This window comes from Martinezella lusitana, from assembly GCF_014207095.1.
GTDB lineage: Bacteria > Pseudomonadota > Alphaproteobacteria > Rhizobiales > Rhizobiaceae > Rhizobium > Rhizobium lusitanum_B.
On sequence record NZ_JACHBG010000001.1, the window covers coordinates 404371 to 431097 of the forward strand.

Annotated in this window: 17 protein-coding genes; 9 read left to right on the top strand and 8 right to left on the bottom strand. The window is 60.6% G+C overall.

Annotated elements, in window-relative coordinates:
- Positions 1-46: 46 nt before the first annotated feature.
- The 8 genes from ccmI (at position 47) to GGD46_RS02050 (ending at position 11214) form a co-directional block, all read left to right on the top strand.
- The gene (gene ccmI / locus GGD46_RS02015) at positions 47-1189 is read left to right on the top strand and encodes a c-type cytochrome biogenesis protein CcmI (RefSeq protein ID WP_184701317.1); all 1143 of its coding nucleotides are present in this window, start codon (positions 47-49) and stop codon (positions 1187-1189) included.
- On the top strand, positions 1186-1635 hold the full coding sequence (gene ccmE / locus GGD46_RS02020; RefSeq protein ID WP_184701319.1) for a cytochrome c maturation protein CcmE: 450 nt from the start codon (positions 1186-1188) through the stop codon (positions 1633-1635). The genes ccmI and ccmE overlap by 4 nt, the downstream gene beginning before the upstream one ends.
- Entirely contained in the window at positions 1632-3620 is a 1989-nt protein-coding gene (locus GGD46_RS02025) for a heme lyase CcmF/NrfE family subunit (protein WP_184701321.1), read from the top strand. Before ccmE ends, GGD46_RS02025 begins: the two co-directional genes overlap by 4 nt.
- A gap of 77 nt (positions 3621-3697) precedes the next feature.
- Positions 3698-4123 carry a cytochrome c-type biogenesis protein CcmH gene (locus tag GGD46_RS02030; RefSeq protein ID WP_246806207.1) on the top strand — a complete coding sequence of 142 codons (426 nt, stop codon included), beginning with the start codon at positions 3698-3700 and terminating at the stop codon, positions 4121-4123.
- A gap of 169 nt (positions 4124-4292) precedes the next feature.
- Positions 4293-5837 carry a Do family serine endopeptidase gene (locus tag GGD46_RS02035; RefSeq protein WP_184701325.1) on the top strand — a complete coding sequence of 515 codons (1545 nt, stop codon included), beginning with the start codon at positions 4293-4295 and terminating at the stop codon, positions 5835-5837.
- 205 nt (positions 5838-6042) lie between these two features.
- Positions 6043-6798 carry a response regulator transcription factor gene (locus GGD46_RS02040; RefSeq protein WP_184701327.1) on the top strand — a complete coding sequence of 252 codons (756 nt, stop codon included), beginning with the start codon at positions 6043-6045 and terminating at the stop codon, positions 6796-6798.
- Positions 6798-8213, top strand: a complete 1416-nt coding sequence (locus GGD46_RS02045) for a HAMP domain-containing sensor histidine kinase (protein WP_184701329.1) — start codon at positions 6798-6800, stop codon at positions 8211-8213. Before GGD46_RS02040 ends, GGD46_RS02045 begins: the two co-directional genes overlap by 1 nt.
- A gap of 40 nt (positions 8214-8253) precedes the next feature.
- Positions 8254-11214 (top strand): bifunctional [glutamine synthetase] adenylyltransferase/[glutamine synthetase]-adenylyl-L-tyrosine phosphorylase, encoded by a 2961-nt coding sequence (locus GGD46_RS02050; protein WP_184701330.1) that lies wholly within the window; start codon positions 8254-8256, stop codon positions 11212-11214.
- Here the strand turns inward: GGD46_RS02050 and GGD46_RS02055 are convergent, their stop codons facing one another.
- Positions 11215-13530 (bottom strand): PAS domain-containing sensor histidine kinase, encoded by a 2316-nt coding sequence (locus GGD46_RS02055; RefSeq protein ID WP_184701332.1) that lies wholly within the window; start codon positions 13528-13530, stop codon positions 11215-11217.
- Between the two features lie 228 nt (positions 13531-13758).
- On the bottom strand, positions 13759-16407 hold the full coding sequence (gene pepN, locus GGD46_RS02060) for an aminopeptidase N (RefSeq protein WP_184701334.1): 2649 nt from the start codon (positions 16405-16407) through the stop codon (positions 13759-13761).
- A 494-nt stretch (positions 16408-16901) separates the two neighbouring features.
- On the opposite strand from pepN, the gene GGD46_RS02065 reads away from it, so the two are divergent.
- A complete protein-coding gene (locus tag GGD46_RS02065; protein ID WP_184701336.1) occupies positions 16902-17777 on the top strand; it encodes a hypothetical protein in 876 nt (291 codons plus the stop codon).
- 419 nt (positions 17778-18196) lie between these two features.
- Here the strand turns inward: GGD46_RS02065 and GGD46_RS02070 are convergent, their stop codons facing one another.
- From GGD46_RS02070 to GGD46_RS02095, 6 genes are all read right to left on the bottom strand, one after another.
- Positions 18197-18388 carry a hypothetical protein gene (locus GGD46_RS02070; protein WP_184701338.1) on the bottom strand — a complete coding sequence of 64 codons (192 nt, stop codon included), beginning with the start codon at positions 18386-18388 and terminating at the stop codon, positions 18197-18199.
- A gap of 139 nt (positions 18389-18527) precedes the next feature.
- The gene (locus GGD46_RS02075) at positions 18528-19415 is read right to left on the bottom strand and encodes a uracil-DNA glycosylase family protein (RefSeq protein WP_184701340.1); all 888 of its coding nucleotides are present in this window, start codon (positions 19413-19415) and stop codon (positions 18528-18530) included.
- Positions 19416-19572: 157 nt separating this feature from the next.
- Positions 19573-20862, bottom strand: coding sequence for an Hsp70 family protein (locus tag GGD46_RS02080; protein WP_184701342.1), 1290 nt, complete (start codon positions 20860-20862; stop codon positions 19573-19575).
- A 228-nt stretch (positions 20863-21090) separates the two neighbouring features.
- The gene (locus GGD46_RS02085) at positions 21091-24210 is read right to left on the bottom strand and encodes an efflux RND transporter permease subunit (RefSeq protein WP_184701344.1); all 3120 of its coding nucleotides are present in this window, start codon (positions 24208-24210) and stop codon (positions 21091-21093) included.
- Positions 24207-25448 carry an efflux RND transporter periplasmic adaptor subunit gene (locus tag GGD46_RS02090; RefSeq protein ID WP_184701346.1) on the bottom strand — a complete coding sequence of 414 codons (1242 nt, stop codon included), beginning with the start codon at positions 25446-25448 and terminating at the stop codon, positions 24207-24209. The genes GGD46_RS02085 and GGD46_RS02090 overlap by 4 nt, the downstream gene beginning before the upstream one ends.
- A 429-nt stretch (positions 25449-25877) precedes the next feature.
- Positions 25878-26666, bottom strand: a complete 789-nt coding sequence (locus GGD46_RS02095; RefSeq protein ID WP_184701347.1) for an SDR family oxidoreductase — start codon at positions 26664-26666, stop codon at positions 25878-25880.
- Positions 26667-26727 lie beyond the last annotated feature (61 nt).

A 26727-nucleotide genomic window follows, 5' to 3' on the forward strand; every position in this document is an offset into this window, starting at 1 on the left:
GGCTTTCGCGGTTGGAATAAGCGCCCCGTTAAAGTAATGGGCGTTTATGCTGTTCTGGATTCTTGTGGCCGTTATCACGGCGGTTGTCGGCGCTGTGCTGCTCTATCCTCTTCTGCGTGGTGCGAAAGAGGCCGACGACGGTCGTTCCGGAGAGGTCGAGGTCTACCGCGATCAGCTTCGTGAGCTGGATCGTGATTTGGCCGGGGGGCTGATCTCGAAGGAAGAAGCAAGCTATGCTCGCGCGGAGATCGGCCGGCGTCTTATTGCTGTTTCCAAAGATCAGCCGAGTGAAGCGAAATCGTCCGCTCGCGGCAACTATCGCCTTTCCCAGGCTTTCATCATCGCCATTCTGCCTATTGTCGGTCTCTGTCTTTATCTGGCCAACGGCAATCCCGGCCTGCCCTCGCAGCCGCTGGAAGCACGGTTGGAGAAATCGGGAGGCGATCTCGCCATCTCCATTGTCAAGATCGAGCAGCATCTGGCCAAGAACCCCGACGATGCCAAGGGTTGGGAAGTTCTGGCGCCGATTTATTTCAAGACCAATCGCATCGGCGACGCGGAACTCGCCTATCGCAACATCATTCGCATACTCGGGCCGAATGCGACACGCCTCGGCGATCTGGGCGAAGTGCTGGTGGTCAAGGCGAATGGTATCGTGACGGCGGATGCACGCGGCGTGCTGCAGCAATCCCTAGCGCTCGACGCTGCCAATCCGCGTACGCTCTTCTATCTGGCGCTGGCGCTGGAGCAGGAGGGCAAGGCCGCCGACGCGAAAACTGCCTTCGAGGCGCTCGCCAAACAGTCGCCACCGGATGCGCCCTGGCTTGCAGCCGTCAATGAGCATATCGTCAAGAATGGCGGCCAGCCGATAGCGACCGCAAATACCAACGCACCGGGCAATCCCACCGCCGCGGACGTTGCCGCCGCCAATGCGCTTGGCAGCGGCGATCGCCAGCAGATGATCCGAGGCATGGTCGAAAGCCTCGATGCAAAGCTCAAGGACGATCCGAAGAATTTCGAGGGATGGATGCGGCTGATCCGATCCTATGCCGTGCTGAACGATCGGGATCGTGCCGCGGACGCCCTGAAGCGGGGCCTTGCGGCTTTCCCGGCCGATGGAGGAGAAGGCCAGCAGCTTCTGGCGCTGGCGAAGGAATTGGGACTGCCGACGGAGGTGACGCAGCAATGACCCGCAAGCAGAAACGTCTGGCTGTGATTGCCGGCGGCATGGGTTTCATCGCCGCCGCCGTGCTGCTCGTGCTCTTCGCCTTCAGCCAGTCGGTCGCTTATTTCTACATGCCGGCGGATCTTGCCAAGACCCCCGTCAATGCCGGAACGCTGATCCGTCTCGGCGGCCTTGTCGGTGAGGGTTCCATCGTGCGGGGACAGGGCACGCAGGTTCAGTTTGCCGTGACCGACGGCACCGATACCATCAAGGTCAAATATGACGGCATCCTGCCGGATCTCTTCCGGGAAGGGCAGGGCGTGGTGACCGAGGGCAAGTTCGTGCCGGGCAGCGACGTTTTCGTTGCCGACAGCGTGCTGGCCAAGCATGATGAGCGCTACATGCCCAAGCAGGTCGCCGACAAGCTGAAGGCGGACGGCGTGTGGAAGGGCGAGGAGGCGACCCGGTGATCATAGAGCTCGGACATTATGCCCTGGTGCTGGCGCTGGCGACCGCGCTCATCGTCTCCATTCTGCCTGTCATCGGCGCGCGGCGCGGCGACATCTCGATGATGGATATCGCACCCATCGGCTCGGTCGTCACATTCCTGCTCGTCGCCTTTTCCTTCGGCGTCCTGACCTATGCCTATGTCGCCTCCGATTTCTCTGTCTTCAACGTCTGGGCCAATTCCCATTCGCTGATGCCGCTGATCTTCAAGATCTCCGGCGTCTGGGGCAACCATGAGGGATCGATGATGCTATGGCTGTTGATCCTTGTGCTGTTCAGCGCGCTCGTCGCGCTCTTCGGCCGCAATCTGCCGGATACTTTGCGTGCCAACGTTCTGGCGGTGCAGTCGTGGATCTCGTCGGCCTTTCTGGTCTTCATCCTGCTGACATCCAATCCTTTCATCCGGCTCGATCCCGCGCCGGCGGAAGGCAAGGATCTCAATCCCGTCCTGCAGGATATCGGCCTCGCTATCCATCCTCCCTTGCTCTATCTCGGCTATGTCGGCTTCTCCGTCTGCTTTTCTTTCGCCGTCGCAGCGCTTCTCGAAGGCCGCATCGATGCCGCCTGGGCGCGCTGGGTTCGGCCATGGACGCTCGCCGCCTGGAGTTTCCTGACGCTCGGCATCGCCATGGGCTCCTATTGGGCCTATTACGAACTCGGCTGGGGCGGCTGGTGGTTCTGGGATCCGGTGGAGAACGCCTCTTTCATGCCTTGGCTTGCCGGCACTGCACTGCTGCATTCCGCGCTGGTCATGGAAAAGCGTGACGCTCTGAAAATCTGGACGGTGCTGCTGGCGATCCTCACCTTCTCGCTCTCGCTGCTCGGCACCTTCCTCGTCCGCTCCGGCGTATTGACCTCGGTTCATTCCTTCGCCAGCGATCCGGCGCGCGGCATCTTCATTCTCTGCATTCTCCTGGTCTTCATCGGCGGCGCGCTCTCGCTCTTTGCTTTGCGTGCGCCGAAACTCGCCGCCGGCGGATTGTTCGCGCCGATCTCGCGCGAGGGGGCGCTGGTTCTCAACAATCTGATCCTGACGGTTGCCTGCGGCACGGTGCTGACGGGCACGCTCTATCCGCTGGCGCTTGAAACTTTGACCGGCGACAAGATTTCCGTTGGACCGCCCTTCTTCAACTTGACCTTCGGCCTGCTGATGACGCCGATCCTCGTGGCGGTGCCGTTCGGTCCGCTGCTTGCCTGGAAGCGGGGCGATCTGCTCGGTGCGTTGCAGCGGCTCTACGTCGTCGCGGGTCTTGCCTTCCTGGCCGGGCTCGTCCTGTTCTATCTCAAGCATGGCGGCCCAGTATTGGCCGTCCTCGGCCTTGCCGCCGGCTTTTTCCTGATCTTCGGCGCGCTGGCCGATCTCTGGTATCGCGCCGGCATTCGCAAGGTTGCGGCAAATGTCGCCTGGCACCGGCTGCGCGGTCTGCCGCGCTCAGCCTTCGGGACGGCGCTCGCCCATGCAGGCCTGGGCATTACCGTGCTAGGCATTGTTGCGGTGACGACCTTCGAGACCGAGAACATCACCAGCATGAAACCGGGTGAGACAGCCGAACTCGGCGGCTACAGCCTGCGTTTCGAGGGTATGCAGCCGGCTGTCGGCCCGAACTACACCGAGGATCGCGCCCGCTTCACCGTGAGCCGCGGCGGTGTCGCCTTTGCCGAAATGTCGTCATCCAAGCGGGTATTCACCGCGAGCCGGACGGGAACGACCGAATCCGGCATTCTGACGCTTGGGCCGAACCAGCTCTACGTGTCGGTTGGGGACGCCAGCAAGGATGGTGGCATGGTCGTGCGCATCTGGTGGAAGCCGTTCATCCTCTGCATCTGGATAGGCGCCCTTGTCATGGCGATCGGCGGTTTCGTGTCGCTCAGCGACCGGCGCCTGCGCGTCGGCGCCCCGAGCCGGAAGGCAAAACCGGCCCGTTCCGCTATGGAGCCAGCCGAATGAGTAGTGCCGGGGGGATATCGTTGTCTGCCAGTCGCCGGCGTCCATTCCTGGCTATCCTGCTGTGGTTCTGCCTGGCAATGTTTCTGACACCGCTTTCGGCCTTCGCAGTCAATCCCGACGAAGTCTTGCCCGATCCGGCGCTGGAGGGGCGGGCACGCACGATATCAGCCGAATTGCGTTGCATGGTCTGCCAGAACCAGTCCATCGACGATTCCAATGCCGATCTCGCCCGCGACCTGCGCTTGCTGGTCCGCAAACGCCTCGGCGACGGCGATACCGATCAGCAGGTCCTGGACTACGTCGTCTCGCGCTATGGCGAGTTCGTGCTGTTGAAGCCGCGCTTCACCGCGAAGACGTTGATACTCTGGGGCGCGCCGATCACGCTCTTCGTCCTGGGCGGCATCGCTCTTGCCGTTTATGCCCGCCGCCGCGCCGGAAAACCAACCGGCAAGGCTCTCAGCGCCGAAGAAGAGGCGCAACTGGACGAGATCTTGGGAAAGTGACGCTTGCGTCATCTTCCTTCACCTCATTGCCATCATTTCCCTACATTACCAATTTTTCATGGGGCGGACAGTTCGCCGTAAGGTCCCGCGCCTTATATCTTTACCACCACAAGTCACCGCTGGCTTGCGCCGGCGGAAATCTGACGAGAGAAGAGAAGGTAACTCGCATATGTTTAGGAATATCAAGGACACCTTGTCCCGTAGCACTGCTATGAAAGCTTCTGTCGTCGCCGGCCTTGCTGTTGCTGCTCTCGCCACGGGCATTCCCGCCGAAGTCAGCAGCTCCTATGCCGATGCCGTGAACGTTCAGGCCCCGCAGGTTCCGAGCTTCGCCAATGTCGTGGATGCCGTGTCGCCGGCAGTCGTCTCCGTCCGCGTGGAATCGCGGGTCAACTCGGCTTCCGATGAAGACGACTCCTTCAGCCTCGGTCGCGGCTTCGACGATCTCCCGGACAATCATCCGTTGAAGAAGTTCTTCCGCCAGTTCGAGCAGCAGCAGGGCCGAGGCCAGCAGAAGAATTCCGAGGATGGCAAGGGTCGCCTGCGGCCGGTCGCTCAGGGCTCCGGCTTCTTCGTGTCCGAGGACGGCTACATCGTCACCAACAACCACGTCGTTTCCGATGGCGCAGCCTTCGTCGTCGTTCTCAACGATGGCACCGAGCTTGACGCCAAGCTCGTCGGCAAGGACTCGCGCACCGACCTCGCAGTGCTGAAGGTCGATCCCAAGGGCAAAAAGTTCACCTATGTCGGCTGGGCCGATGACTCCAAGGTCCGTGTGGGCGATTGGGTCGTTGCCGTCGGCAACCCGTTCGGCCTCGGCGGCACGGTCACCGCAGGTATCGTCTCGGCGCGTGGCCGCGATATCCATTCCGGCCCGTATGACGATTACATCCAGATCGATGCGCCGGTGAACAAGGGCAATTCCGGTGGCCCGACCTTCAACCTGAATGGCCAGGTGGTCGGCATCAACACCGCCATCTTCTCGCAGTCGGGCGGCAGCGTCGGCATCGCCTTTGCCATTCCGGCGACCACCGCCAAGGATGTCGTGACCGATCTGATCAAGACCGGCACCGTTTCGCGCGGCTGGCTCGGCGTGCAGATCCAGCCTGTCAGCAAGGATATTGCCGAATCTCTCGGCCTTTCCGAAGCAAGCGGGGCACTCGTCGTTTCCCCGCAGGATGGCTCACCCGGACAGAAGGCCGGTATCAAGAACGGCGATGTGATCACGGCCGTCAACGGCGATCCCGTCAAGGATCCGCGTGATCTCGCTCGTCGCATCGGCGCTATGCAGCCGGGCGCGAAGGTCGAGGTTTCCCTGTGGCGTAACGGCAAGTCTCAGTCGGTCACCGTCGAACTTGGCACGCTGCCGCTCGATCAGAGCCAGGCTTCGAACGATGACGGCAACAACTCGCAGCAGAACCAGTCGCAGCCGTCCTCCGAAAAGGCGCTGGCCGACCTCGGCCTTACCGTCGGCCCTGCCGACGACGGCAAGGGCGTCGCAATCACTGCCGTCGACCCGGACTCCGACGCCGCCGACAAGGGCGTGAAGGAAGGTGAGAAAATCACCTCGGTCAACAACCAGCAGGTTTCGAGCGCGAAGGACATCGTCAAGGTTCTCGAGCAGGCCAAGAAGGACGGCCGCACGCGCGCCTTGTTCCAGATCCAGTCCGGTGACGGCAGCCGTTTCGTCGCCTTGCCGATCAATGCGGGCTGATCCTTTCAGTCTTCAACGCATGTCGCGCAAAAGCGTGTAGCGGTTTTGCGACGACGACATGCGCACAAACAAGGATCTAAAGCGCAAGAAGCGATCTGAAGATCGCGACGCGCTTTAGAATGCAATGGGAAGCCGCGCAGCTACGGCTTGCGCGGCTTCTTCTTTAACTGACGTCAAAGATGACTGGCTCCGAGGCAGGTGAAAGATGACAACCGCTGGCCAACATGCCGTGAATCCTTCCGAATCCGGTTGTGCCGAGACACCCTCGGCAGGTAATGTCGCCCACATGAAGATTCTGATCATCGAAGACGATCTCGAGGCGGCGGCCTATCTCACCAAGGCGTTTCGCGAGGCCGGCATTGTTGCCGATCACGCCAGCGACGGCGAGAGCGGTCTCTTCATGGGCACGGAAAACACCTACGACGTCGCCATTATCGACCGCATGCTGCCGCGCCGTGATGGCCTCTCCGTCATCAGCGAATTGCGCCGCAAAGGCGTTCACACGCCGGTTCTGATCCTCTCGGCGCTTGGGCAGGTCGATGACCGCGTCACCGGCTTGCGTGCCGGCGGCGATGACTATCTGCCAAAACCCTATGCTTTCAGCGAGCTGCTCGCGCGCGTGGAAGTGCTGGGGCGCCGCAAGGGCACGCCCGAGCAGGATGTTCTCTATCGCGTCGGCGATCTCGAACTGGATCGGCTGTCGCATGAGGTTCGCCGCGGTGGCAAGGAAATCCCGCTGCAGCCGCGTGAATTCCGCCTGCTGGAATATTTGATGAAGAATGCCGGCCAGGTCGTCACCCGCACGATGCTGCTTGAAAATGTCTGGGACTACCATTTCGATCCGCAGACCAACGTCATCGATGTCCACGTCTCGCGGCTGCGCTCCAAGATCGAGAAGGATTTCAGCCAGCCGCTGTTGAAGACGATTCGCGGCGCCGGCTACATGATCAAGGACGAGTGATGAGTCGCTTCCGCGTCCTCTTCAAGTCGACGGCAGTCCGCCTTTCCGCTCTCTACATCCTCCTCTTTGCGCTGTGTGCCGCCACGCTGGTCTTCTACGTCACGGCTATGTCCGAGCGACTGCTGACGGGGCAGATCCGCGATGCCGTCCAACAGGAAGTCAGCCAGGTCAAGCGCGCCTACGACATTGGCGGGCTGAACTTGCTGTTGCGCACGATGGAGCGCAGGGCTCGCCAGCCAGGCGCCAATCTCTATGTCATAGCCGGTCCGTCGGGCGATATCCTCGCCGGCAACGTTGCCTCGGTGCAACCCGGAGTGCTCGGCCAGTCCGGCTGGACGGAGCTGCCCTTCATCTACGAGCGCTATACGGACGCGTCGAACGATCCCGAGCGCCGCCACCTGGCGATCGCCAATATCTTCATCCTCGATAACGGCTTGCGTATCCTCATCGGGCGCGACCTCGGCGAACCGGAACGGTTCCGGGTCCTGGTGCGCCAGGCCCTGATGCTGGCGCTGGCGATCATGGGCGTCGGCGCGCTGGTCATTTGGTTCGGCATCGGCCGTAATGCCTTGAAGCGCATCGACCGGATGACGGATGCCAGCCGCAAGATCATGGCCGGCGACCTCTCGCAGCGCTTGCCCGTCGGCGGCTCCGGCGACGAGTTCGATCGTATGTCGGCGTCGTTGAATTCCATGCTGGGGCGCATCGAGAAGCTGAACGAAGGGCTGCGGCAGGTCTCCGACAATATCGCCCACGATCTCAAGACGCCGCTGACCCGGCTGCGCAACAAGGCGGCCGATGCGCTCGACAATGCCGATAGCGATGGTCGCCGTGTCGCTCTGGAAGGCATTATCAGCGAGTCCGACCAACTGATCCGCACCTTCAATGCGCTGCTGATGATTTCTCGCGTCGAGGCGGGATCCGTCGCAGCCGAGATGACCGGCGTCGACCTCTCGTCCATCGTCGCCGATACCTCCGAGCTTTACGAGCCGGTGGCCGAGGAGGCCGGTCTGACGCTCACCGCCGATATCGAGTCTGACGTCGAGGTGCAGGGCAATCGCGAACTGATCGGCCAGGCACTTTTCAACCTCATCGACAACGCACTCAAATATGCGGCCGGCTGCCAAGGGGAGCCGACGGTAACCTTGAAACTGTCGCACACCCACGATGCGGTGATGCTTGCCGTTGCGGATCATGGCCCCGGCATTCCCGCTCATCAGCGTGCCGATGTCGTGAAACGCTTTTTCCGGCTGGATGAAAGCCGTTCCAAACCGGGAACCGGGCTTGGCCTGGCGCTGGTGGAGGCCGTCATGGAGCTGCACGGCGGACGCTTGGAGCTTTCGGATACCAATCCCGAGAGTGCCGATGCGAAGGGGTTAACGGTAACGATGATCTTCCCCATGCAGAAACAATAGGTTAATCCTGCTTTATCCGATTGCTCATGGGGAGCGCTGCATGACGATGACGCAAGGCGATATGTTGCGGGATGTCCCGCCTGGGCGGTTACGGCCGCTGAACCAGACAGAGACGAAATCTGCGCTCGCCGACCTCAAGCAGATGGCCGCCGCAGAGCCGGCTATCGCCGCCTTGCTCGCCGGTGAAAGTGCACTCAGGGACTTCGTCGTCGCCGTACTCGCTCTATCGCCGCATCTGCGCGAAACGGCCAATCTCGAGCCGTCATTGCTCGTGGCCGCTATCGAAAAGCCGTTGACGCCACAGATCGAAACGCTGGTCAAACAAGCCCGGAATGCCTGGCGGCCCGTCGATGGCGAAGAGCAGTCGCCCTCGGAATCCGAAGTGATGAGCCGCCTGCGTGTCGCCAAGCGCCGCGCCTCCTTTCTCGCCGCCCTTGCAGACCTCGCGCGGATCCATGACGGCAGAACGACGACCCGCTGGCTGAGCGAACTGGCGGAGGCGTCGATATCGGCGGCGATCGATCATCTGCTGCTGTCCTCGCACGAGGCGGGCAAAATCTCGGTTGCCGATACCGCCGTTCCAAGCCAAAACTCCGGCCTGATCGTGCTTGGCATGGGCAAGCTCGGCGCCAAGGAGCTGAATTACTCGTCCGATATCGACCTCGTCGTCTTCTTCGACGAGATGGCCGGGATTGTCCCCAATCCCGAAGATGCGATCGATATTTTCCCGCGGCTGATGCGACGGCTGGTGCGGATTCTGCAGGAGCGCACCGCCGATGGCTACGTCTTCCGCACGGATCTGCGTCTGCGCCCCGATCCCGGCTCGACGCCGCTGGCGATCCCGGTCGATGCGGCGATGATCTACTACGAGGGAAGGGGCCAGAATTGGGAGCGCGCCGCCTTCATCAAGGCGAGGCCTGTCGGCGGCGACATTGCCGCAGGCCAGGCGTTCATCCGCGATCTCGTGCCCTTCGTCTTCCGCAAATATCTCGACTACGCTGCCATCGCGGACATCCATTCCATCAAGCGGCAGATTCACGCGCACAAGGGCCATGGTGCGATTGCTGTGAAGGGGCACAACGTCAAGCTCGGTCGCGGCGGCATTCGCGAAATCGAGTTCTTCGTGCAAACCCAGCAGCTGATCGCGGGCGGCCGCATGCCGGCACTGCGTAGCCGTGCGACCGAGGAGACGCTTGCCGAGCTGACCAAGGCAAACTGGATCGACGCGGAAACGCGCGACGAACTGGCCACCGCATACTGGTTCCTGCGTGATGTCGAGCATCGCATCCAGATGGTGCGCGACGAGCAGACGCATCTACTGCCGGAAACCGATGCCGAGCTTCGCCGGATCGCGTTCATGTTGGGTTTTGCCGATCTGCCGGCTTTCTCCGAGGCGCTTGTCTCGACCTTGAAGGCGGTGGAGCGCCGCTACGCGCGCCTGTTCGAGCAGGAAACGAAACTATCGTCCGAAACCGGCAATCTGGTCTTCACCGGCCAGGGCGATGATCCCGACACTCTGGAAACGCTGCGTCGTCTCGGTTTCGAGCGGCCGTCCGATATCGCCAATGTGATCCGCACCTGGCATTACGGACGATACCGCGCCACGCAATCGGTAGAGGCGCGCGAGCGGTTGACGGAGCTGACGCCGGAGCTGCTGCGGGTCTTCGGCGAAAGCAAGCGCGCCGACAAGGCGTTGCTGCGCTTCGACAGCTTCATTTCCGGCCTGCCGGCGGGCATCCAGCTTTTCTCGCTGCTCGGAACCAATCCGGCACTGCTCTCGCTCATCGTCAACATCATGTCGTCGGCACCGCGGCTCGCCGAAATCATCGCGGCCAAGCCGCACGTCTTCGACGGCATGCTGGATCCGAGCCTGATGGCCGAGCTGCCGACGCGCGACTATCTGGCCGAGCGCCTCAAGAGCTTCCTTGCCCCGGCAAGGCACTATGAAGAGACGCTTGACCTGCTGCGGATCTTCGCATCCGAACAGCGCTTCCTGATCGGTATTCGCCTGTTGACGGGCGCAATCGGCGGGACCATGGCGGCCCGCGCCTTCACCTATCTTGCCGATCTCATCGTCGAGGCGGCGCTCGATGCTGTCATGAAGGAAATCCGGGCGGCGCATGGTGAATATCCGGGCGGCCGCGTCGCCGTCATCGGAATGGGCAAACTCGGCAGTTTCGAGCTTTCGGCCGGTTCCGACATCGATATCATCCTGCTCTATGATTACGACGATGCTGCCGCCGAATCTTCCGGCCCGAAGGCGCTGGATGCGACGCGATACTTCACACGCATTACACAGCGCCTGATCGCGGCTCTTTCGGCGCCTACGGCCGAAGGCGTGCTCTATGAAGTCGACATGCGCCTGCGCCCGTCCGGCAACAAAGGCCCGGTCGCGACACGCATCAACTCGTTCGAGAAGTATCAGCGCGAGGAAGCCTGGACCTGGGAGCACATGGCGCTTTCACGCGCCCGTCTGATTTGCGGCGACGAAGAGTTTTCGCTGGATGCAGAGCGCATCATCGGCGAGATCCTGTCCTCGACGCGGGATGTCGCCAAGATCGCCAAGGATGTCCGCGAGATGCGCGGCCTGATCGATCAGGAGAAGCCGCCGGAGAGCATCTGGGATCTGAAGCTCATTCCTGGCGGACTGATCGATATCGAATTCATCGCGCAATATCTGCGGCTGATCGCACCGGCCCGCGGGGTCGGCATCGACGCGAACGGGCTCAGCACGGCAGAAGCGCTGAAATTGCTCGGCGGCAGCCTGATGGATCGTAACGATCTGGATATCTGCCTGGAGGCGCTGCATCTCTACACGGAAGTGTCACAGCTTATCCGCCTCTGCATCGACGGTACGTTCGATCCGAAAAACACGCCTTCCGGCCTGATCGAATTGGTCTGCCGCGCTGGCGATTGCCCGGATATTCGCACGCTGGAAGCGGAGCTGAAGCGGTTGTCGAAAGCGGTCCGGAAAATCTTTCAGGCGACAGTCGGAAACTGATCAATCCTGGTCCGGAATACGGATGGCAATGACCGTGCCTACGCCTTCGCGCGAGCGGATGCGCATGCGGCCCTGATGCAGCACCGTCAGCGAGCGTGAAATCGCAAGCCCGAGGCCGGAGCCTCCCTTGCTTTTCGCATATTGGCTCTGCACCTGCTCGAAAGGCTGACCGATCTTGCCAAGCGCCGATTTCGGAATGCCGATGCCGGTATCGGCGATAACAAGCATCACCGCGTCGTCGACCCTGCGGGTGCGCACCGCGATGCGACCGCCGTCATTGGTGAATTTCACGGCGTTGGAAAGCAGGTTGAGCACGATCTGCTTCATCGCCCGGCGATCGGCGCTGAGCTTGATGTCGGGGGAAATGCACTGCTCGACGAGAATGTTCTTGTTTGCCGCGGGAATGCGGGTGAAACGCAGACATTCCTCTATCAGCGGCGCGAGATCGACCTGCTCGCGGGAAAGCTTGATATGGCCTGCCTCGATCTTCGACATGTCGAGGATGTCGTTGATGACGTTGAGCAGATGCTTGCCGCTGTCGTGAATATCCTTGGCATATTCATTGTAGCGCGCCGAGCCGAGCGGGCCGAACATCTGGTCTTGCAGGATTTCCGAAAAACCAAGGATGGCATTGAGCGGCGTGCGCAGCTCGTGAGACATGTTTGCGAGGAATTCCGATTTGGCCTTGTTGGCGGCCTCGGCACGTTCCTTTTCCGCAAGATAGTTGGTGTTTGCGGTGGAAAGTTCAGCCTTCTGCCGCTCTAGGATCTGCCGCGATGCCGAGAGATCGTTGATCGTCGCCATCAGTCGGCGCTCGGATTCGCGAAGGCGCTCCTGGTTGCGCTTCAACTGCGTGATGTCGTTACCGACCGAGACGAGACCGCCGTCACGGGTGCGGCGCTCGTTGATCTGCAGCCAGCGCTCGTCGGCCAATTGCACTTCCGTCGTCTGCGAATGGTTGGAGCGGCCGGGATCGACGATGCGCCGTTCGATAACGGGCCGCACCGCTGCCGCGTTGACCACGGCGCGCTCGGTGCCGGGCACGAGCACATTGTCGGGCAGGCCGTAGGCCTGCTGGAAATGGGCATTGCACATCACGAGGCGGTCGTTCTTGTCCCACAGGACGAAGGCTTCGGAGGTGCATTCGATCGCATCGGCAAGGCGCTGGTCGGCTTCGGCATAGCGCTGCGCCAGCCGGTGCTGCTCCGTTACGTCCATCGCGATGCCGATCATGTGCACGCGGCCGGAATTGTTGCGGATGATCTGCGCTCTGGCGCGCATCCAGACATAGTGCCCCTTGGCATGGCGGATGCGCAGGATCTGATCCACCTGTCCGGCGCCGCCGCGGGTGACGGAACGTGCCAGCATGTGCAGGCTGCTGTCGTCAGGATGCATCAGGCGGGCCGCGTCGGCAAAGGCGAGCGGCTTGTCGGCCGCCGGCAGCCCGAGCATGTCATACATCGACCGCGACCAGAAAAACTCGCGGCTGGTGAAATCGAAATCCCAAAGACCGCAGCGGCCGCGTGAGAGCGCCGTCTCGACGCGCAGATTGGATTCGAGGAAGATCTCGTCCGCGTCGCGGGCCCGCCGTACCTGCGTGTAGTAGGCATAGAGAATGACGAGCAGGATCGAAGAGATGCCGGCAAAGAGCGTGACGTTGAGCGTCAGCTCGTCGCGCCAAAGCTTTTCGATCTGATCCATTGACGCTGCCGAGAGGACGAAATCGCCCTTGTCGCCGATCAACGAAATGGCGGCATAGTAAGGCTCGCCAGCGATCGTCGTCTCGATCACGCCGGCATGGTCGCCGAAGCTGCGGATGGCGGATACTTGCGGAAAGAAATCGGAGATCGACATGCCGATATAGGCGGAGCCGGCAGCGGACGAGCCGAAAACGCGACCGCTTGATTGCACGAGCAGGACGAATGCACCGGCGTCCAGCCGGTCCTGTGGCAGATAGGTGGCCAGCTTCCGCTCCGCTCCACCCCGGTCGCCTATCTGAAACAGGCTGGCGTCGTTCGAAAAGGCGGCGGATGCGGCAGCGATGGAAAGCGAGGTTGTGCGGCGGGCGGCAGAAGCCATCCGGCCATGCTCGGTCACCATGCCGAAGAAGTGCGAGGCGGCCACGACCATCAGGAAGGAAACGATGAGAACGGGGATGATGCGCTTGAGGATATGTTCGGTCTGCGGGAAGCGACGTGATATCGTCTCCACCCGTATGCCGGTTCGATCAGTAACGCCGCTATGCCAGGATTTCAGACCGTCGAAATTAACACGCAGCCGTCCATCGGCTGCGGTTGCCCGCCGCACGTCCACCATCGCTTTAGCCTTGTCCCTCGTGTGATTCGCTGCGCCGCTCGCCCGAATCTGCCCTAATGAATCATTCGTGATTCGGCTTGTCCAGAGGGTGCGGTAAAACTTTCTTAACCATCTGTGATTTTGGCATCTTCCGCACACGCAGCGGTAAGTTGCGCAGTCGCGGGACTCGTTGAAGCTGAAAGGCCGGTCAGAACCGGCCTTTCAGATCAGCATGGCGAGTGATCGAGATCACTCCTTGAGAATGCGGTCGACGATATCCCTTACATCGGTCGAAAGGCCGGCAGTGCGCTCGATCCGCAGGAGAGCTGAACGGGCGTGGTCGGCCCGCACCGGTTCGAGCAGGCGCCAAGAGCGCATCGAGGTCAGGATACGCGCCGCAAGCTGCGGATTGCGCTGGTCGATATCGAGGATTTCGTCCGCAAGGAAATTGTAGCCTGCGCCATCGGCACGGCCGAAACCGGTCGGGTTGGCGAAGGCGAAGGTGCCGAGCAGGGAGCGCATCCGGTTGGGATTGGTGCGCTTGAACTGCGAGGTCTCCATCAGGCGCTGGATGCGCGCAAGCGCGTCGGCGCCAGGGATCCCGGCCTGAATGGCGAACCATTTGTCGATAACGAGGGCATTCTCCGCGAAGCGGTCGCGGAAATGCTCGAGGGCTGCCGCCGTCTCCGCGCTTTCCGGAAATTGATGTGCCAGAATTGTCAGCGCGGCGCTGAGATCGGTCATGTTGTTTGCCGCGTCATAGGCGGCTTTTGCGCGCGCCGGATTGCCATCCAATTGCGAGAGATAGGCCAGCGCCGCATTGCGCAGGGCTCGCCGACCGGCGCTTGCCGCATCCGGACTGAAGGGGCCAGTCGTCTGCATGCTGTCGTAAAGTGCCGCAAAGATATCCTTGCCGGCTTCGGCAACCTGCTTGAGGATAGCTCGGCGCGCTACGTGGATCGCGTCGGGATCATTGTTGCCGCCAAGTTCGCGGCCAATATCCGCTTCGCTCGGCAAAGCAAGCGCCTGTGCCCGGAAGGCAGGCTCCAGACTGTCGTCGGCGGCCGCAGCCAAGAGCGCGTCGACGAACGCCGGATCGCATGTGATATCGTTGCCTTGCCGGGCATCGCGCGCCGCCTGCAGTAGATTGGGCAGCCCGAGATCGATCAGCGCCTGCCAGCGGGCGAAGTGATCGGTCTCGTAGCGTGCGATGAGGGCGAGATCGGCTGCGCTCTGGTTGAATTGCAGGTTGATGGGCGTCGAGAAGCTGCGGTTCAGCGACAGCACCGGCCGTGATTGAATGCCGTGAAAGACTACCGTCTGCGCTTGCGCGGTCAGATGCAGCACATCGTCGGTCAGCTCCGCACCACTGACTGATGCCGGCATGATCGCGGTTCCATCTTCGGCAATCAACGCCATGCGCAGCGGAATATGCATCGGCTTCTTGGTGGCCTGGCCCGGCGTCGCCGGCATCATCTGTTCGAGCGACAGGGTGAAGGTCTTGCCGTCGGCATCATAGGCGCCGGAAGCCGTTACGAGAGGCGTGCCCGCTTGATGATACCACAGTGAAAACTGCGTGAGATCGCGGCCGCTGACATCTTCGAAACATTTAACGAAATCCTCGATCGTGACGGCCTGACCATCGTGCCGATCGAAATAGAGATCCATGCCCGTCTTGAAGAGATCGCGGCCGAGCAGGGTCGCGATCATACGCGTGACTTCGCTGCCCTTCTCATAGACGGTCGTCGTGTAGAAGTTATTGATTTCGCGATATTTTGTCGGGCGGACCGGATGGGCAAGGGGGCCGCTGTCCTCGGGGAACTGCTCCGATTTCAGATGGCGGACTTCCGCGATACGCTTGACCGGACGCGAACGTTCGTCGGCGGAAAATTCGTGGTCGCGATAAACAGTCAGGCCTTCCTTCAGGCACAGCTGGAACCAGTCGCGGCAGGTGATGCGATTGCCCGTCCAGTTGTGAAAATATTCATGCGCGATGATGGCTTCGATATTGGCATAGTCGGCATCGGTCGCCGTCTCGGGGTCGGCGAGCACGTATTTGTCGTTGAAGACGTTGAGACCCTTGTTCTCCATCGCCCCCATGTTGAAATCCGACACGGCGACGATCATGAAGATGTCGAGATCGTATTCGCGTCCGAACCGCTCTTCGTCCCACTTCATCGAACGCTTCAGCGCATCCATGGCGTAGGCCGCACGCGGCTCGTTGCCATGCTCGACATAGATCTTCAGCGCCACTTCACGGCCGGACATGGTCGTGAAGGTATCTTCGACGACGCCAAGATCGCCGGCGACGAGCGCGAAAAGGTAGCTCGGCTTCGGATGCGGATCGAACCAGGCGGCGAAATGCTTGCCTTCACCATAGCCGGCGCCGCCGAGGAAATTGCCGTTCGACAGCAGCAGCGGATTGGCAGCCTTGTCGGCGATGATGTTGACCGTATACGGGGCGAGAACATCAGGCCGGTCGGGGAAATAGGTGATGCGGCGGAAGCCTTCGGCCTCGCACTGCGTGCAATAGATGCCGCCGGTGCGATAGAGGCCCATCAACTGCGTATTGGCCTCTGGATTGATGACGGTGGTGATCGTCAACTCGAAGGGTGTGCTCTCGGGAAGATCGCGAACTGACAGACTCTCGGGGGTGGCAACATATTGCTCGGTGGGCAGTTCGCCCTGGTCGAGCAGCAATCCGGATAGCACCAGTTCGTCGCCGTCCAGCACCAGCGGCGCCTTCGGGTCGATGCCTTCGCGGCGATGGAAAATCAGCCGCGCTTCAACCTTCGTTTCGGTTGGGTGCAGATCAAAGGTGAGGTCCACGCGTTCCAGAACGAAGTCGGTAGGACGGTAGTCTGCCAGATTTACGATCTGGCCGGTATCTGTTCGCATGGTCTATCCTGATCAGGCTATGCATTGCCGCACAGTCCGAAGCCCTCCTCCGGACCGAAAGTCGCCGCATCATTACATCGAAATCTGAACCAAAGTTAAAGTCATATCATTACACTGAAATGTTCCGTTGTGGCACAACAAGTATTGGGGTGACGATCCGTCGCGTTTGCCCGGTCAAGCTCTGCCTGCGGATGTATACCGGATCCTCACACACTCACCTACTACCCGCATTTGCGGATAATCGGGGCGACAATCGTTGCGCTGGGTGACCCACCATCCTTGAGGTGCCGTTGCCGAACGTCATCAGGTCTGTTCAAGGAAACAATTACTTAAAGTAAATTATTTGTTTAGTCTCTTGCGGTATAAGCACAGCTACATAACTATAGCACGCTATTAGATGTCGGAATTATGATCGATTCCGGTGAACTCGTTCACAAAAATGAAACATCCTCCTTTTGTTGATACGTTGAGAAGGGCACCCCAAGGAGGCCCGATTGAGTTTTTCTATCGAGCAAATTGCTCGCCATCCTAAATTCGTGTCGTCACTGCGTTTTCTCGCAGAGGCGCTGCGCAATCGTTACGATCATGGTCCGCGGATTGCCCGCATGCTGGCCTCGCATCAGCGTTGGCTTCTGACGCAGACGGCCTATGCGCTTCATCTTGAATATGATCCGGCGGTGCCAGGTTCCGGTCTGACCGTCGTCGGCCTTCGCGATCTGATTACGCATCACCGCGTCGCCAGCCGCAATACAGTGCTCAGCTTTATCGACGAGCTGCTCACCTATCGCTTTCTGATGCTGGCTCCCGGTCATGTCCGGCGCCCGCGACGCTACGTGCCGACCGAGGCTAGCCTGACGGGGATGTTCGGCTGGTGCCTGTCCAATCTGGCGACGCTTGATCTGCTGGATGATGGTGGTCGCGCCGCGGCGCTGGCTGCCGCTCCGCAACTGATGGATCTCGCACAGCCGCGCATGGCGCGTTACTGTCTGGAAGCCGAGGTCTGGCGCGAGCCGCCGGAATCCGTCGGCCTATTTCTATGGACTGAGGCTGGAGGCCTTGTCGTCGACTATATCATGTCGCAAATGGATCTCAGTGGGGAGCCGGGTCCGCAGATCGACATCGGGCGGATCGATGCCCGCGCGCTTGCGGCGCACTTCATGATATCGCGCACCCATCTGCAGCGTCTTCTCCGGAAGTCCGCCGATCGTGGCGACATAGGGTGGTACGACGAGACGAAGAAAACGCGAATGTGGATCTCACGCGACTTCCTGGATCAATATTGCGGGTGGCAAGCCGTGAAGCTTGCGGCGATCGACGAAGCCTTTGCCTGGGCGCGGCAAGTCACGGGGCAACCCGATCAAAAGAGCTAATACTCGTTGAGATGTCGGCAGGTTTTGCGCTTCGGCCTTTGCGGGGATCTCTCACCAGAGATGGCGAAACCGGTCGCGGCTGCCCCGGTCTTCGAATTCCCTATAGAGGAATGCTCGCAGCTGCCGCGCGGGCGGGGCTCAAGTTTCGGCTTTCGTCCCCGCGAAGGCTCCGCGAGCGTTCGAACTCTTCGGCTGCCCGTACGGCAGAGCCGATATGCGCGACAGAATCGAAAAGACTGATGAGTGAGCGTAAGCCCGAAGACATGATTCAGTTCCTGAAAGATTGAGCAATTCCAGCAAGCGGTGAACCCTGCTTTGCATCCGGAATTCTATGAAAATAGGGAGACGGAGGATTTTCGTCGTTGGATTCCAACGGAAATGCGTTCGGAGTCGCGCGAATGCGACTTCGCGCCTGTTGATTAGCAGGCGCGGAAATCGGCGAAAATGGCGGTCGGGCGGCCAACGCGGGTCGAGATGCCGGTGCCTCGGGCTGTCATCTGCTCATTGGCAGCGATGCCGAGGTTGCGATGCCCGTTTGTGGCACGCACGGGCTCAAGGGCGCGACGCAGGGTGTCAAACCCGCAGTGAATAGGGCGAAAACGCATAGTCATTGCCTTGGTTCCTTTCGAGATTCCTCCCAAGACATGATTATATATTGCAGCGCAACATTGATTTCGCAATGCACAACAACGATGAACTGTCATGCGAAAATGCATAGCTCGTGTCATATTCTGTTAATTGTAACGAAAATCAGCCTAATATTTCGGCGTCGATACGATTCTTGAACGCCAGAAGATCGCTCCATGCGAGCCGCTTGTTGATTGGTGCGGTCAGCAGTTCCTGCGGGTGCAGGCTGGCGATCGCCGGTATCGTTCGGCCGAGAATGCCAATTTCCCGCCATTGTCCGCGTAGTCCGTGTATCGTTTCAGCACTTTCGAAGAAGTGCCTTGCGGTGAAATTGCCCAGCAGCAGCAAGGCCTTCGGCTCGGCGAGCGCAATCTGCCGCTCTATGAACGGACGGCATATCTCGACTTCCGGCGCTGACGGTGCGCGGTTGCCTGGCGGGCGCCACGGAATGACGTTGGTCAGCAGAATGTCTTCGCGCTGCAGGCGGATGGAGGCCAGCATCTTGTCGAGCAACTGTCCGGCACGGCCGGCAAACGGTGTGCCTTCGCGATCGTCATCGGCGCTCGGCATCGGACCGATCACCATGATCCGGCTTTCCGGAGAGCCGCTGGCAAAGATGGTCGAGCGGGCGCTGTTCTTGAGATTGCAACTGTTGAAGGCCTCGAGCGCGGTCTTCAGTTCGCTGAGCGAGCGAGCACTTTCGGCCGCGAATCGCGCCTGCTCGACCGCTTGCTCGTCGGGAATGGCCGGAGCATTGCGTGGTGAAGCGGGCGGCGGGGCAGCGGCCGGTTTCGCGGCCTGGCGGCGATCCGGCTGCACTCTGCTCGCCGGCTGCGGAGCGTCCGGCCGCGGCTGTGCAGCCCTTGCGCCTTGGCGAGCGGCGCGCATGGCCTCGAATTCGGCGAAGCGATCCACCGGCTCCTCTTCCAGCAGCCAATCGACGCCGGCATCCGCATGGAAATGCAGAAGGGCAGCAAGTTCGGCCGGTGTGAGGTCGCTGGCGGAAATCATGGGGGAACCCTAAAGCAATTCCAGGAAAAGTGCATAGCGGTTTTCCGTTCGAAATTGCGTGAAAACAAAAAGATTGAGCCTTTTCGCGATTCGAAGAAAAGCGGAAAGGCGTCAATCAAAACAGCGCCGGAGCGAAAGGGCAGGGCGGCCCGCTATCTCACGCCGTCCACTGGCTGATGTCCTCTCGCTCACCGATCAGGGCAAGACCGTGCGCAATCGACAGCAACTCGCCGCCGGTCTCGATGCGCTCCTGCCCGAAGCGTTCCGTGAAGATGCGCCGGACTGCCGGCACGAAGGACGTACCGCCGGTGAGGAACACCTTGTCGATGGCGTTGGGCGAGGTGTTCGTCGTCGTCAGGACATCGTCAAGAGCCCCTTCGATGCGGGCGAGATCCTCGGCGATCCAGTTTTCGAAATCGGCGCGGCGAACGCTCCGGCGGCCGGCTTTGCCAAGCGGTGGGAAGTTGAACTCAGCCTCTTCCTCGGCCGAGAGCGCCATCTTTGTGGCCGATACGGCCTGATAAAGCGGATAGCCCTCATCATGCTCGACGAGATCGATGAAGGTTTCGAGCTTCTCGGGCTCGAGGCTGCTGCGCACCAGCGTCTTCAGGTCGGCATATTCGCGCGAGGTCTTGAAGATCGAAAGCTGGTTCCAGCGTCCGAAATTGGCATAATAGGAAGAGGGCATTTCCAGCAGCTTGTCGAAGCTCTTGAAGTAGCTGCCCTTGCCGATGGCCGGCGAGACGATGTTGTCGATCATCCGGAAATCGAAGTGATCGCCGGCGATGCCGACACCGGAATGGCCGATGGGCGTGGCCGTGAGCTTGCCGGCGACGGTCTCGAAGCGGATAAGAGAATAGTCCGTCGTACCGCCGCCGAAGTCGGCTACCAATACTGTCGCGTCCTTCTTCAGGTTCTGCGCGAAATAGAATGCGGCGGCCACCGGTTCGTAGACATAATGGATCTCGGGAAAGCCGAAGCGGGCGAGGGCGTTATTGTAGCGCTCTGTCGCAAGTGCCGGGTCCGGATTGGCGCCGGCAAAATGCACGGGGCGCCCGGTCACGATTCGCGAAACGTCGCTCGGCCAGCCTTCTCCGGCATAGGCACGCAGACGGCGCACGAAGATCTCCATCAGATCCTCGAAACTATGGCGCTTGGCGTAGATCAGCGTGCCCTGGAAAAGCGCGCTTGCGGCAAAGGTCTTGATCGACTGCAGGAAGCGGCAGTCGCCGGGATTGTCGATGAACTGGCGGATGGCCGCATGTCCGGCCTCGACCTTGAGCGCGGCTGCGCCCAGTCCGGGATCCTTCATGAAGGAAAGCGCCGTGCGCATGCTGTCAGCCGTGCCGGCGGCGCTGTTGAAGGCGACAGATTGCGTTTCAGGTCCATCGGCCATCGCCAGAACCGTATTCGTGGTGCCGAAGTCGAAACCAAGCGCCCGAGCCATGCCCGCACTCCTTTCCGTTGAGATTGTATGGATTGGGGCAAGGCCCCGACGAGGCGCAAGGCGCGCCCAGATCGCAAAGAGGGCGCGTCATGGCATGGCTGCTCGGCAAGTGCAAGACGCCGTGCCGGATTTATTTCCCCGCCCAGGAACTGTTCCAGCCGGCGCCTTGGCCTATTGTCGGTAGCGTCCGGGACAAATGAAACGGACGCCTCTCGGCGCCCGCCTTTGTCACTCCGCGGCAATAGCCGACGGCGGTTCCTTGTGATGCGGATCCTCGTCCTTGCGCCGGCCGAACCGAGCGAGGAACTCGTTCAGGCGGTTCATCTCAAGGAAGATCACAGGCGTGATGAACAGCGTCAGAAGCTGCGAGACCACCAGGCCGCCGACGACAGCGATGCCGAGCGGTTGACGGAGCTCGGAGCTCGCGCCGCCGCCGACGGCGATCGGCAGAGCGCCGAGCAGTGCGCAGAAGGTCGTCATCATGATCGGGCGGAAACGACGGACGCAGGCTTCGTGGATCGCCTCCGCAGGCGATATGCCCGTTGTCGATCGAAGCGTTTCCAGCGCCACGTCGATCATCATGATCGCGTTCTTCTTCACGATGCCTATCAGCATCAACAGACCGATCAGCGCGATGATCGAGAGGTCGAAGCCGAAGACCTTGAGGGCAAGCAGAGCGCCGAGGGCGGCAGCCGGCAGGCCCGACAGGATGGTCAACGGATGGATGAAGCTCTCGTAGAGAACGCCGAGCACGACATAGATCGTCAACACGGCGGCAAGGATCAGATAGGGCGTGCTGCCTTGCGATTGCTGGAAGATCTGGGCGGTGCCGCCGTAGGACGTAAAGATGTCCGCCGGCATGTCGATCTCTTTCTTGATCTGATCGATCCGCGCCGTGGCATCACCAAGCGCTTCGCCAGCCGGCAGGTTGAACGACACGGTGGTCGAAACGAGCTGTCCCGTCTGGTTGATGGTAACCGGACCGGTCGTGCGCTGGACATGAGCGAAGTTCGACAGGGGGACCAGCGAGCCGTTGGACGACGTAATGTGGATGTCCTGCAGCCTTTGGTCATCCCAAGGCTTGCTTGTGTCGAATTCGACCATCACGTCGTAGCTGTCGCCGGTGGTCTGGATCTGGGCGGCATCATAGCCGCCGAAGGCTTCCTCCAGCGTCGTCCGCAGCTGATTGTTGTTGATCCCGTATTGCGCTGCCTTTTCAGTGTCGATGACGATATTGGCCTGCAGCGCATTGTTCTGCTCGTCTGATGCAACGTCGGTAAAGCTGGGGTCGCGGCGCATCGCATCCAACATCTTGTTGGCCCAGAGGTTGGTCTGGTCGGCGCTCAAAGCCTGAACGACCAACTGATACTGGCTGGCGGTTTGGCGGCCGCCGAAGCGCAGGCTCTGCTGTGGCGTTATATAGGCCTTGAGGCCCGCTACGGTGCCAATGCTGGTCCGCAGTTCGCGCAGCGTCTGGTCCAGCGGCGGACGCTGTTCCTTCGGCTTCAATTGGACAAACATGGTGCCGTTGTTCAACGGCTGGCGGGCACTACCGCCGACGATGGACATGACGTGGTCGACGGCCGGGTTCTGCCTGACGAGCGCTGCGGCCTGGCTCTGTAGTTCACGCATGGCCGGGTAGGAAATATCCTGACGCGCCTGGGTGGAAACTTGCAGTCGGCCGATATCTTCCGTCGGGAAGAAGCTCGCCGGCAGCACCATGAAGAGATAGACCGAGAGCGCCACGGAGGCGAGGAAGCTGAGCAGAACCGTGCCGCGATTGCGCAAGCACCAGGCGACGCCCTTGTCGTAACCGCGCTGGGTCCAGTCGAAAGCCCGGTTGAAGAGGCGTACCGGATAGGGTGGTTGGCTGTGACCTGCCGACAGGCGCGAGCTGAGCATCGGCGTGACGGTGAGGGAGACAATTGCGGAAGACACGATGGCGATGGCGACCACCATGCCGAACTCGTTGAAGATGCGGCCGACGACACCGCCCATCAGCAGGATCGGGATGAACACAGCAATCAGCGAGATGGACATGGAAATGATGGTGTAGCTTACTTCGGCCGATCCCTTGATCGCCGCCTGGAGCACCGGCATGCCTTCTTCGACATGCCGCAATATGTTTTCCAGCATGACGATCGCGTCGTCCACCACAAGGCCGACGGCGAGCGTCAATCCTAGAAGCGAGATATTGTCGACGCTGTAGCCAAGCACATACATCATGCCGAATGTCGAAATCAGCGACAGAGGCACGGCAAGGCCGGGGATGATCGTTGCCGTCACATGGCCGGTAAAGAGGTAGATGACGAGAACGACCAGGCTGATCGTCAGGAGCAGGGTAAACTTCACGTCCGATATCGCATCGCGGATAGGCTGCGACGAGTCGTTCATGACATGGGTCTGCACCGAGGCCGGGATTTCCGCATGGAGCTGCGGCAGCTTGGCTTTGATCACATCGACCACATCGACGGTGTTGGCATCCGGTTGACGCTGGATGGCAAGAATGATCGCCTGCTTGCCGTCGTACCACGAGCCGGCATTGACGTTCTGCACGCTGTCCTGCACATCGGCGACATCGCTTAGGTGGATCGGTGCGCCTTTTGGATTTGCGATGACCAGCGACTTGAACTGTGCTGCATTGGTCTTCTGCGTGTTGGCGTTAAGGGTCATGCTCTGCTTGCTATTCTGCAGAGTGCCGACCGGAACCTGGCTGTTTGCGTTGACGATGGCGGAGTTGACGGTTTCGATGCCGATACCGCGAGCCTGCAGCTTGCTCGGATCGACCTCGACGCGCACGGCATAGGTCTGCGCGCCATAGACGGTCACTTCCGCAACGCCGGGAAGGGTGGACAGCGAGGGCGAAATAATGTCTTCGGCGATTTCGTCCAGCTTGCTGCGCGGCATCGTATCGCTCTGCACCGCAAGCAGCATGATCGGTGCGTCTGCCGGGTTGGTCTTTCTATAGCCAGGCGGCGTCGTCAGATTGTTGGGCAATTGCCGCGTTGCATTCGAGATAGCGGCCTGAACGTCGGCCGCAGCGGCATCGATGCTGCGGTTGAGATCGAACTGCAGGACGATGCTGGTGTTGCCGAGCGAGTTTGTTGCGGAGATTTCACTGATGCCGGGAATGGTTTCGAACTGCTTGATCAGCGGTGTGGAAACCGAGGTCGCCATCGTCTGCGGCGAGGCGCCCGTCAGCTGGGCCGAAACGTTGATGGTCGGAAAATCCACCTGGGGCAGGGCGGCGACGGGGAGGAGCTGATAGCCCGCAAGGCCGGCCATGACCACACCCAGCGCCAGAAGCGTCGTCGCGACCGGTCGTTGGATACAGAATTGTGGTATCATTGCTGCGCTCCAACGGAAATCGTTTCGCTCTTCTGGCTCGACTGGTCGTTGGCTGCAGCCACCTTCTCAGGCTTTTCGTCGTTGAACTGCTCGACGATATTCTGGCCATCGATCAACTGAACCTGTCCTTCGATGACGACATGGTCTCCCTCCGTCAGCCCCTTGGCAATGGCCGAGTAGCCGCCGTTCTGCCGCTCTACGGTAACAGGCGTCAGATGCACCTTGCTGTCCTTGACGACATAGGCATAGAAGCCCTCGGGGCCTGGGCTGATCGCAACCGTCGGGGCAACAATCGCGGGCTGATTGTCGGTCAGATGCATGACGACGTTGACCGATCGGCCGGGCCAGATCGCGCCATTGGCATTATCGAACTTCGCCTTGACAAGAATAGTGCCGGAAGAGGGGTCGACGGTGTTGTCGAAGAAGCTGACTGCGCCCTGGCGGGACTTGCCCTTGGTCGAGTTCGGCACGGTGCTGACCGGCACGGTGCCGGCCTTCATGGCTTCTTCCAGTTGCCGGAGCTGATTTTCCTGCATGTGGAATTGCACGTAGATCGGATTGTACTGCGTGATCGTCACGATCGCAGTGCCGGGCGTGACGTAGGCGCCGGGGCTCGGGACGACATTTCCGAGGCGACCGTCATAAGGCGCACGGATTTGCGTGTTTTCCAACAGAACATGGTCGGCTGCAAGCTGGGCCTTGTCGGCGTTGACGTCGGCTGCTGCTGTATCGCGCGCCGCGACCGCCTGATCGACCGTCTGTTGCGTGCCGGCATTGGCAAGCAGGCTCTTGGCGCGGTTGAGGGCTGATTCCGCCGCCACGAGCGCCGCCTGGTCCTTGACTATATTAGCCTGATCCTTGTCGACGGCGGCCTGTGCCGTTCGCGAATCCAGCTTGGCGATGAGGTCGCCAGCCTTCACCATCGCGCCGTCCTGCGCCTCGATTGAGGTAATGATGCCGGATTCCTGCGCGGCGATCGTTGTCGCATTTTGCGCCACGGCCGAACCGGTGGCCGTGATGTCGCTCGGCAGCGTTCTATTCTCCACCGCTACCGTCTTGACGACCGAAGGCCCGGCCTGATGCTTTTTACTGCCAGCCGCTGCGGTCTTGCTGGTATCTTTGGTTTCTGCGGAGGCCTTGTCGACAAATGCGGAAAGAAAAGGAATGCGGTCGCGGTAGCCCCAGGCTGCAAGGGCTGCAACGACGAAGAGACCGAGGGGAAGCCAGAATTTTTTCATATTTAAAGAACCGGTCGAAGCGAGTTGCAAAAAACGCGATGACATCGAGGTGTATCTATTGCGTCGCACAACAAAGACGGGCTTCGCCGCAATCCATCACATCGCCGTCACTGCTAACGTTCGGTAATTCTGTCCCAATAACGTGAATTCATGAACGCTCATCCTGTGCAATTTACCACAGTTCGGCGGGACGAAAAATTAAAGCTTGGAAAGCTTTGAAGCCGCTGCCGGTTGTGCGGCGCAGCAAATAGTCAAATGACTATTTTTTGATTGCCGCCATGTAATAATTGGACAGCCATACGTTCTTTTCCGGCATTTATAGTGAGAAGCGGGCCGAAATCTTCATAGCGGCTCTAGCCTATGCTCACGTAATTGTGTTGACGGGCCTTCTTTACAAGAGGCCCGTCTCCCTTCGGCAGATGATCCGTCTCACAGAGAACGCGCCGCTCCTCCGTCGCAACGAACCATCGTTCCGGTCACATAACTTGCCGGCTCGCTGCAGAGGAAGGCGGCAGTGGCGGCGAACTCCTCGACGCGGCCGTAGCGACCGGCCGGGATGCGCTGCTGACGCTCGGCGCTGACGTCTTCCAGGCTCCTGCCGCCACGGTTGGCCGCAGCCGTATCGAGTTCGGTCAGCCGGTCGGTCGCAATGCTGCCCGGCAAAAGCAAATTGACGGTAATTCCATCGGCTGCCACTTCGCTGGCAAGGGTCTTGCTCCAGCCAACGAGCGCGGGGCGTAGCGTATTGGAGAGCGCCAGATTAGGGATCGGCTCGACGACGCCGGAAGAGGCGACGGTGAGAATACGGCCCCAGCCTTGCACTTTCATTGCGGGCACAAGCGCGTTGGTGAGCGTTATGATCCGCGATACCATGGTGACGAAGTAGGTCTCCAGCCTGTCGGCGGTCATGTCCTCGGTGGTACCCGGCGTCGGGCCACCGCTATTGTTGACGAGAATATCGATGCCTCCGAGCTTCTCGGTCACGGCCTTGCTGACGATCTCGACGAAGTTCTCGTCGCCGAGATCCGCCCAGACCCAGTCCGCGCGGCCTTTGCCTTCAGCGTTGATGGCTTTGCAATTGCTCTCGAGCCGTTCGCCGCTACGGCCACAAAGCAGAACGTTTACCCCCTCGCGCGCCAAAGCGACGGCGATGCCGTGGCCAAGCCCTTTGGAAGAGGCGAGCACCAGCGCGCGTTTTCCCTCGATACGAAGATCCATGTCGATTACCCCTTCATGCTATGGAACCGCTGAACCCTATTTATAGAGTGCTCTCGATCGA

What these genes read in the sequence shown, in the direction of transcription:
- GGD46_RS02080 (WP_184701342.1), bottom strand. Translation starts at nt 20,862, where the DNA reads ATGGCTCGGGCGCTTGGTTTCGACTTCGGCACCACGAATACGGTTCTG.
- GGD46_RS02040 (WP_184701327.1), top strand. Translation starts at nt 6,043, where the DNA reads ATGACAACCGCTGGCCAACATGCCGTGAATCCTTCCGAATCCGGTTGT.
- GGD46_RS02045 (WP_184701329.1), top strand. Translation starts at nt 6,798, where the DNA reads ATGAGTCGCTTCCGCGTCCTCTTCAAGTCGACGGCAGTCCGCCTTTCC.
- pepN (WP_184701334.1), bottom strand. Translation starts at nt 16,407, where the DNA reads ATGCGAACAGATACCGGCCAGATCGTAAATCTGGCAGACTACCGTCCT.
- GGD46_RS02090 (WP_184701346.1), bottom strand. Translation starts at nt 25,448, where the DNA reads ATGAAAAAATTCTGGCTTCCCCTCGGTCTCTTCGTCGTTGCAGCCCTT.
- GGD46_RS02070 (WP_184701338.1), bottom strand. Translation starts at nt 18,388, where the DNA reads ATGACTATGCGTTTTCGCCCTATTCACTGCGGGTTTGACACCCTGCGT.
- GGD46_RS02035 (WP_184701325.1), top strand. Translation starts at nt 4,293, where the DNA reads ATGTTTAGGAATATCAAGGACACCTTGTCCCGTAGCACTGCTATGAAA.
- GGD46_RS02095 (WP_184701347.1), bottom strand. Translation starts at nt 26,666, where the DNA reads ATGGATCTTCGTATCGAGGGAAAACGCGCGCTGGTGCTCGCCTCTTCC.
- GGD46_RS02085 (WP_184701344.1), bottom strand. Translation starts at nt 24,210, where the DNA reads ATGATACCACAATTCTGTATCCAACGACCGGTCGCGACGACGCTTCTG.
- ccmE (WP_184701319.1), top strand. Translation starts at nt 1,186, where the DNA reads ATGACCCGCAAGCAGAAACGTCTGGCTGTGATTGCCGGCGGCATGGGT.
- ccmI (WP_184701317.1), top strand. Translation starts at nt 47, where the DNA reads ATGCTGTTCTGGATTCTTGTGGCCGTTATCACGGCGGTTGTCGGCGCT.
- GGD46_RS02075 (WP_184701340.1), bottom strand. Translation starts at nt 19,415, where the DNA reads ATGATTTCCGCCAGCGACCTCACACCGGCCGAACTTGCTGCCCTTCTG.
- GGD46_RS02055 (WP_184701332.1), bottom strand. Translation starts at nt 13,530, where the DNA reads ATGGTGGACGTGCGGCGGGCAACCGCAGCCGATGGACGGCTGCGTGTT.
- GGD46_RS02030 (WP_246806207.1), top strand. Translation starts at nt 3,698, where the DNA reads ATGTTTCTGACACCGCTTTCGGCCTTCGCAGTCAATCCCGACGAAGTC.
- GGD46_RS02050 (WP_184701330.1), top strand. Translation starts at nt 8,254, where the DNA reads ATGACGATGACGCAAGGCGATATGTTGCGGGATGTCCCGCCTGGGCGG.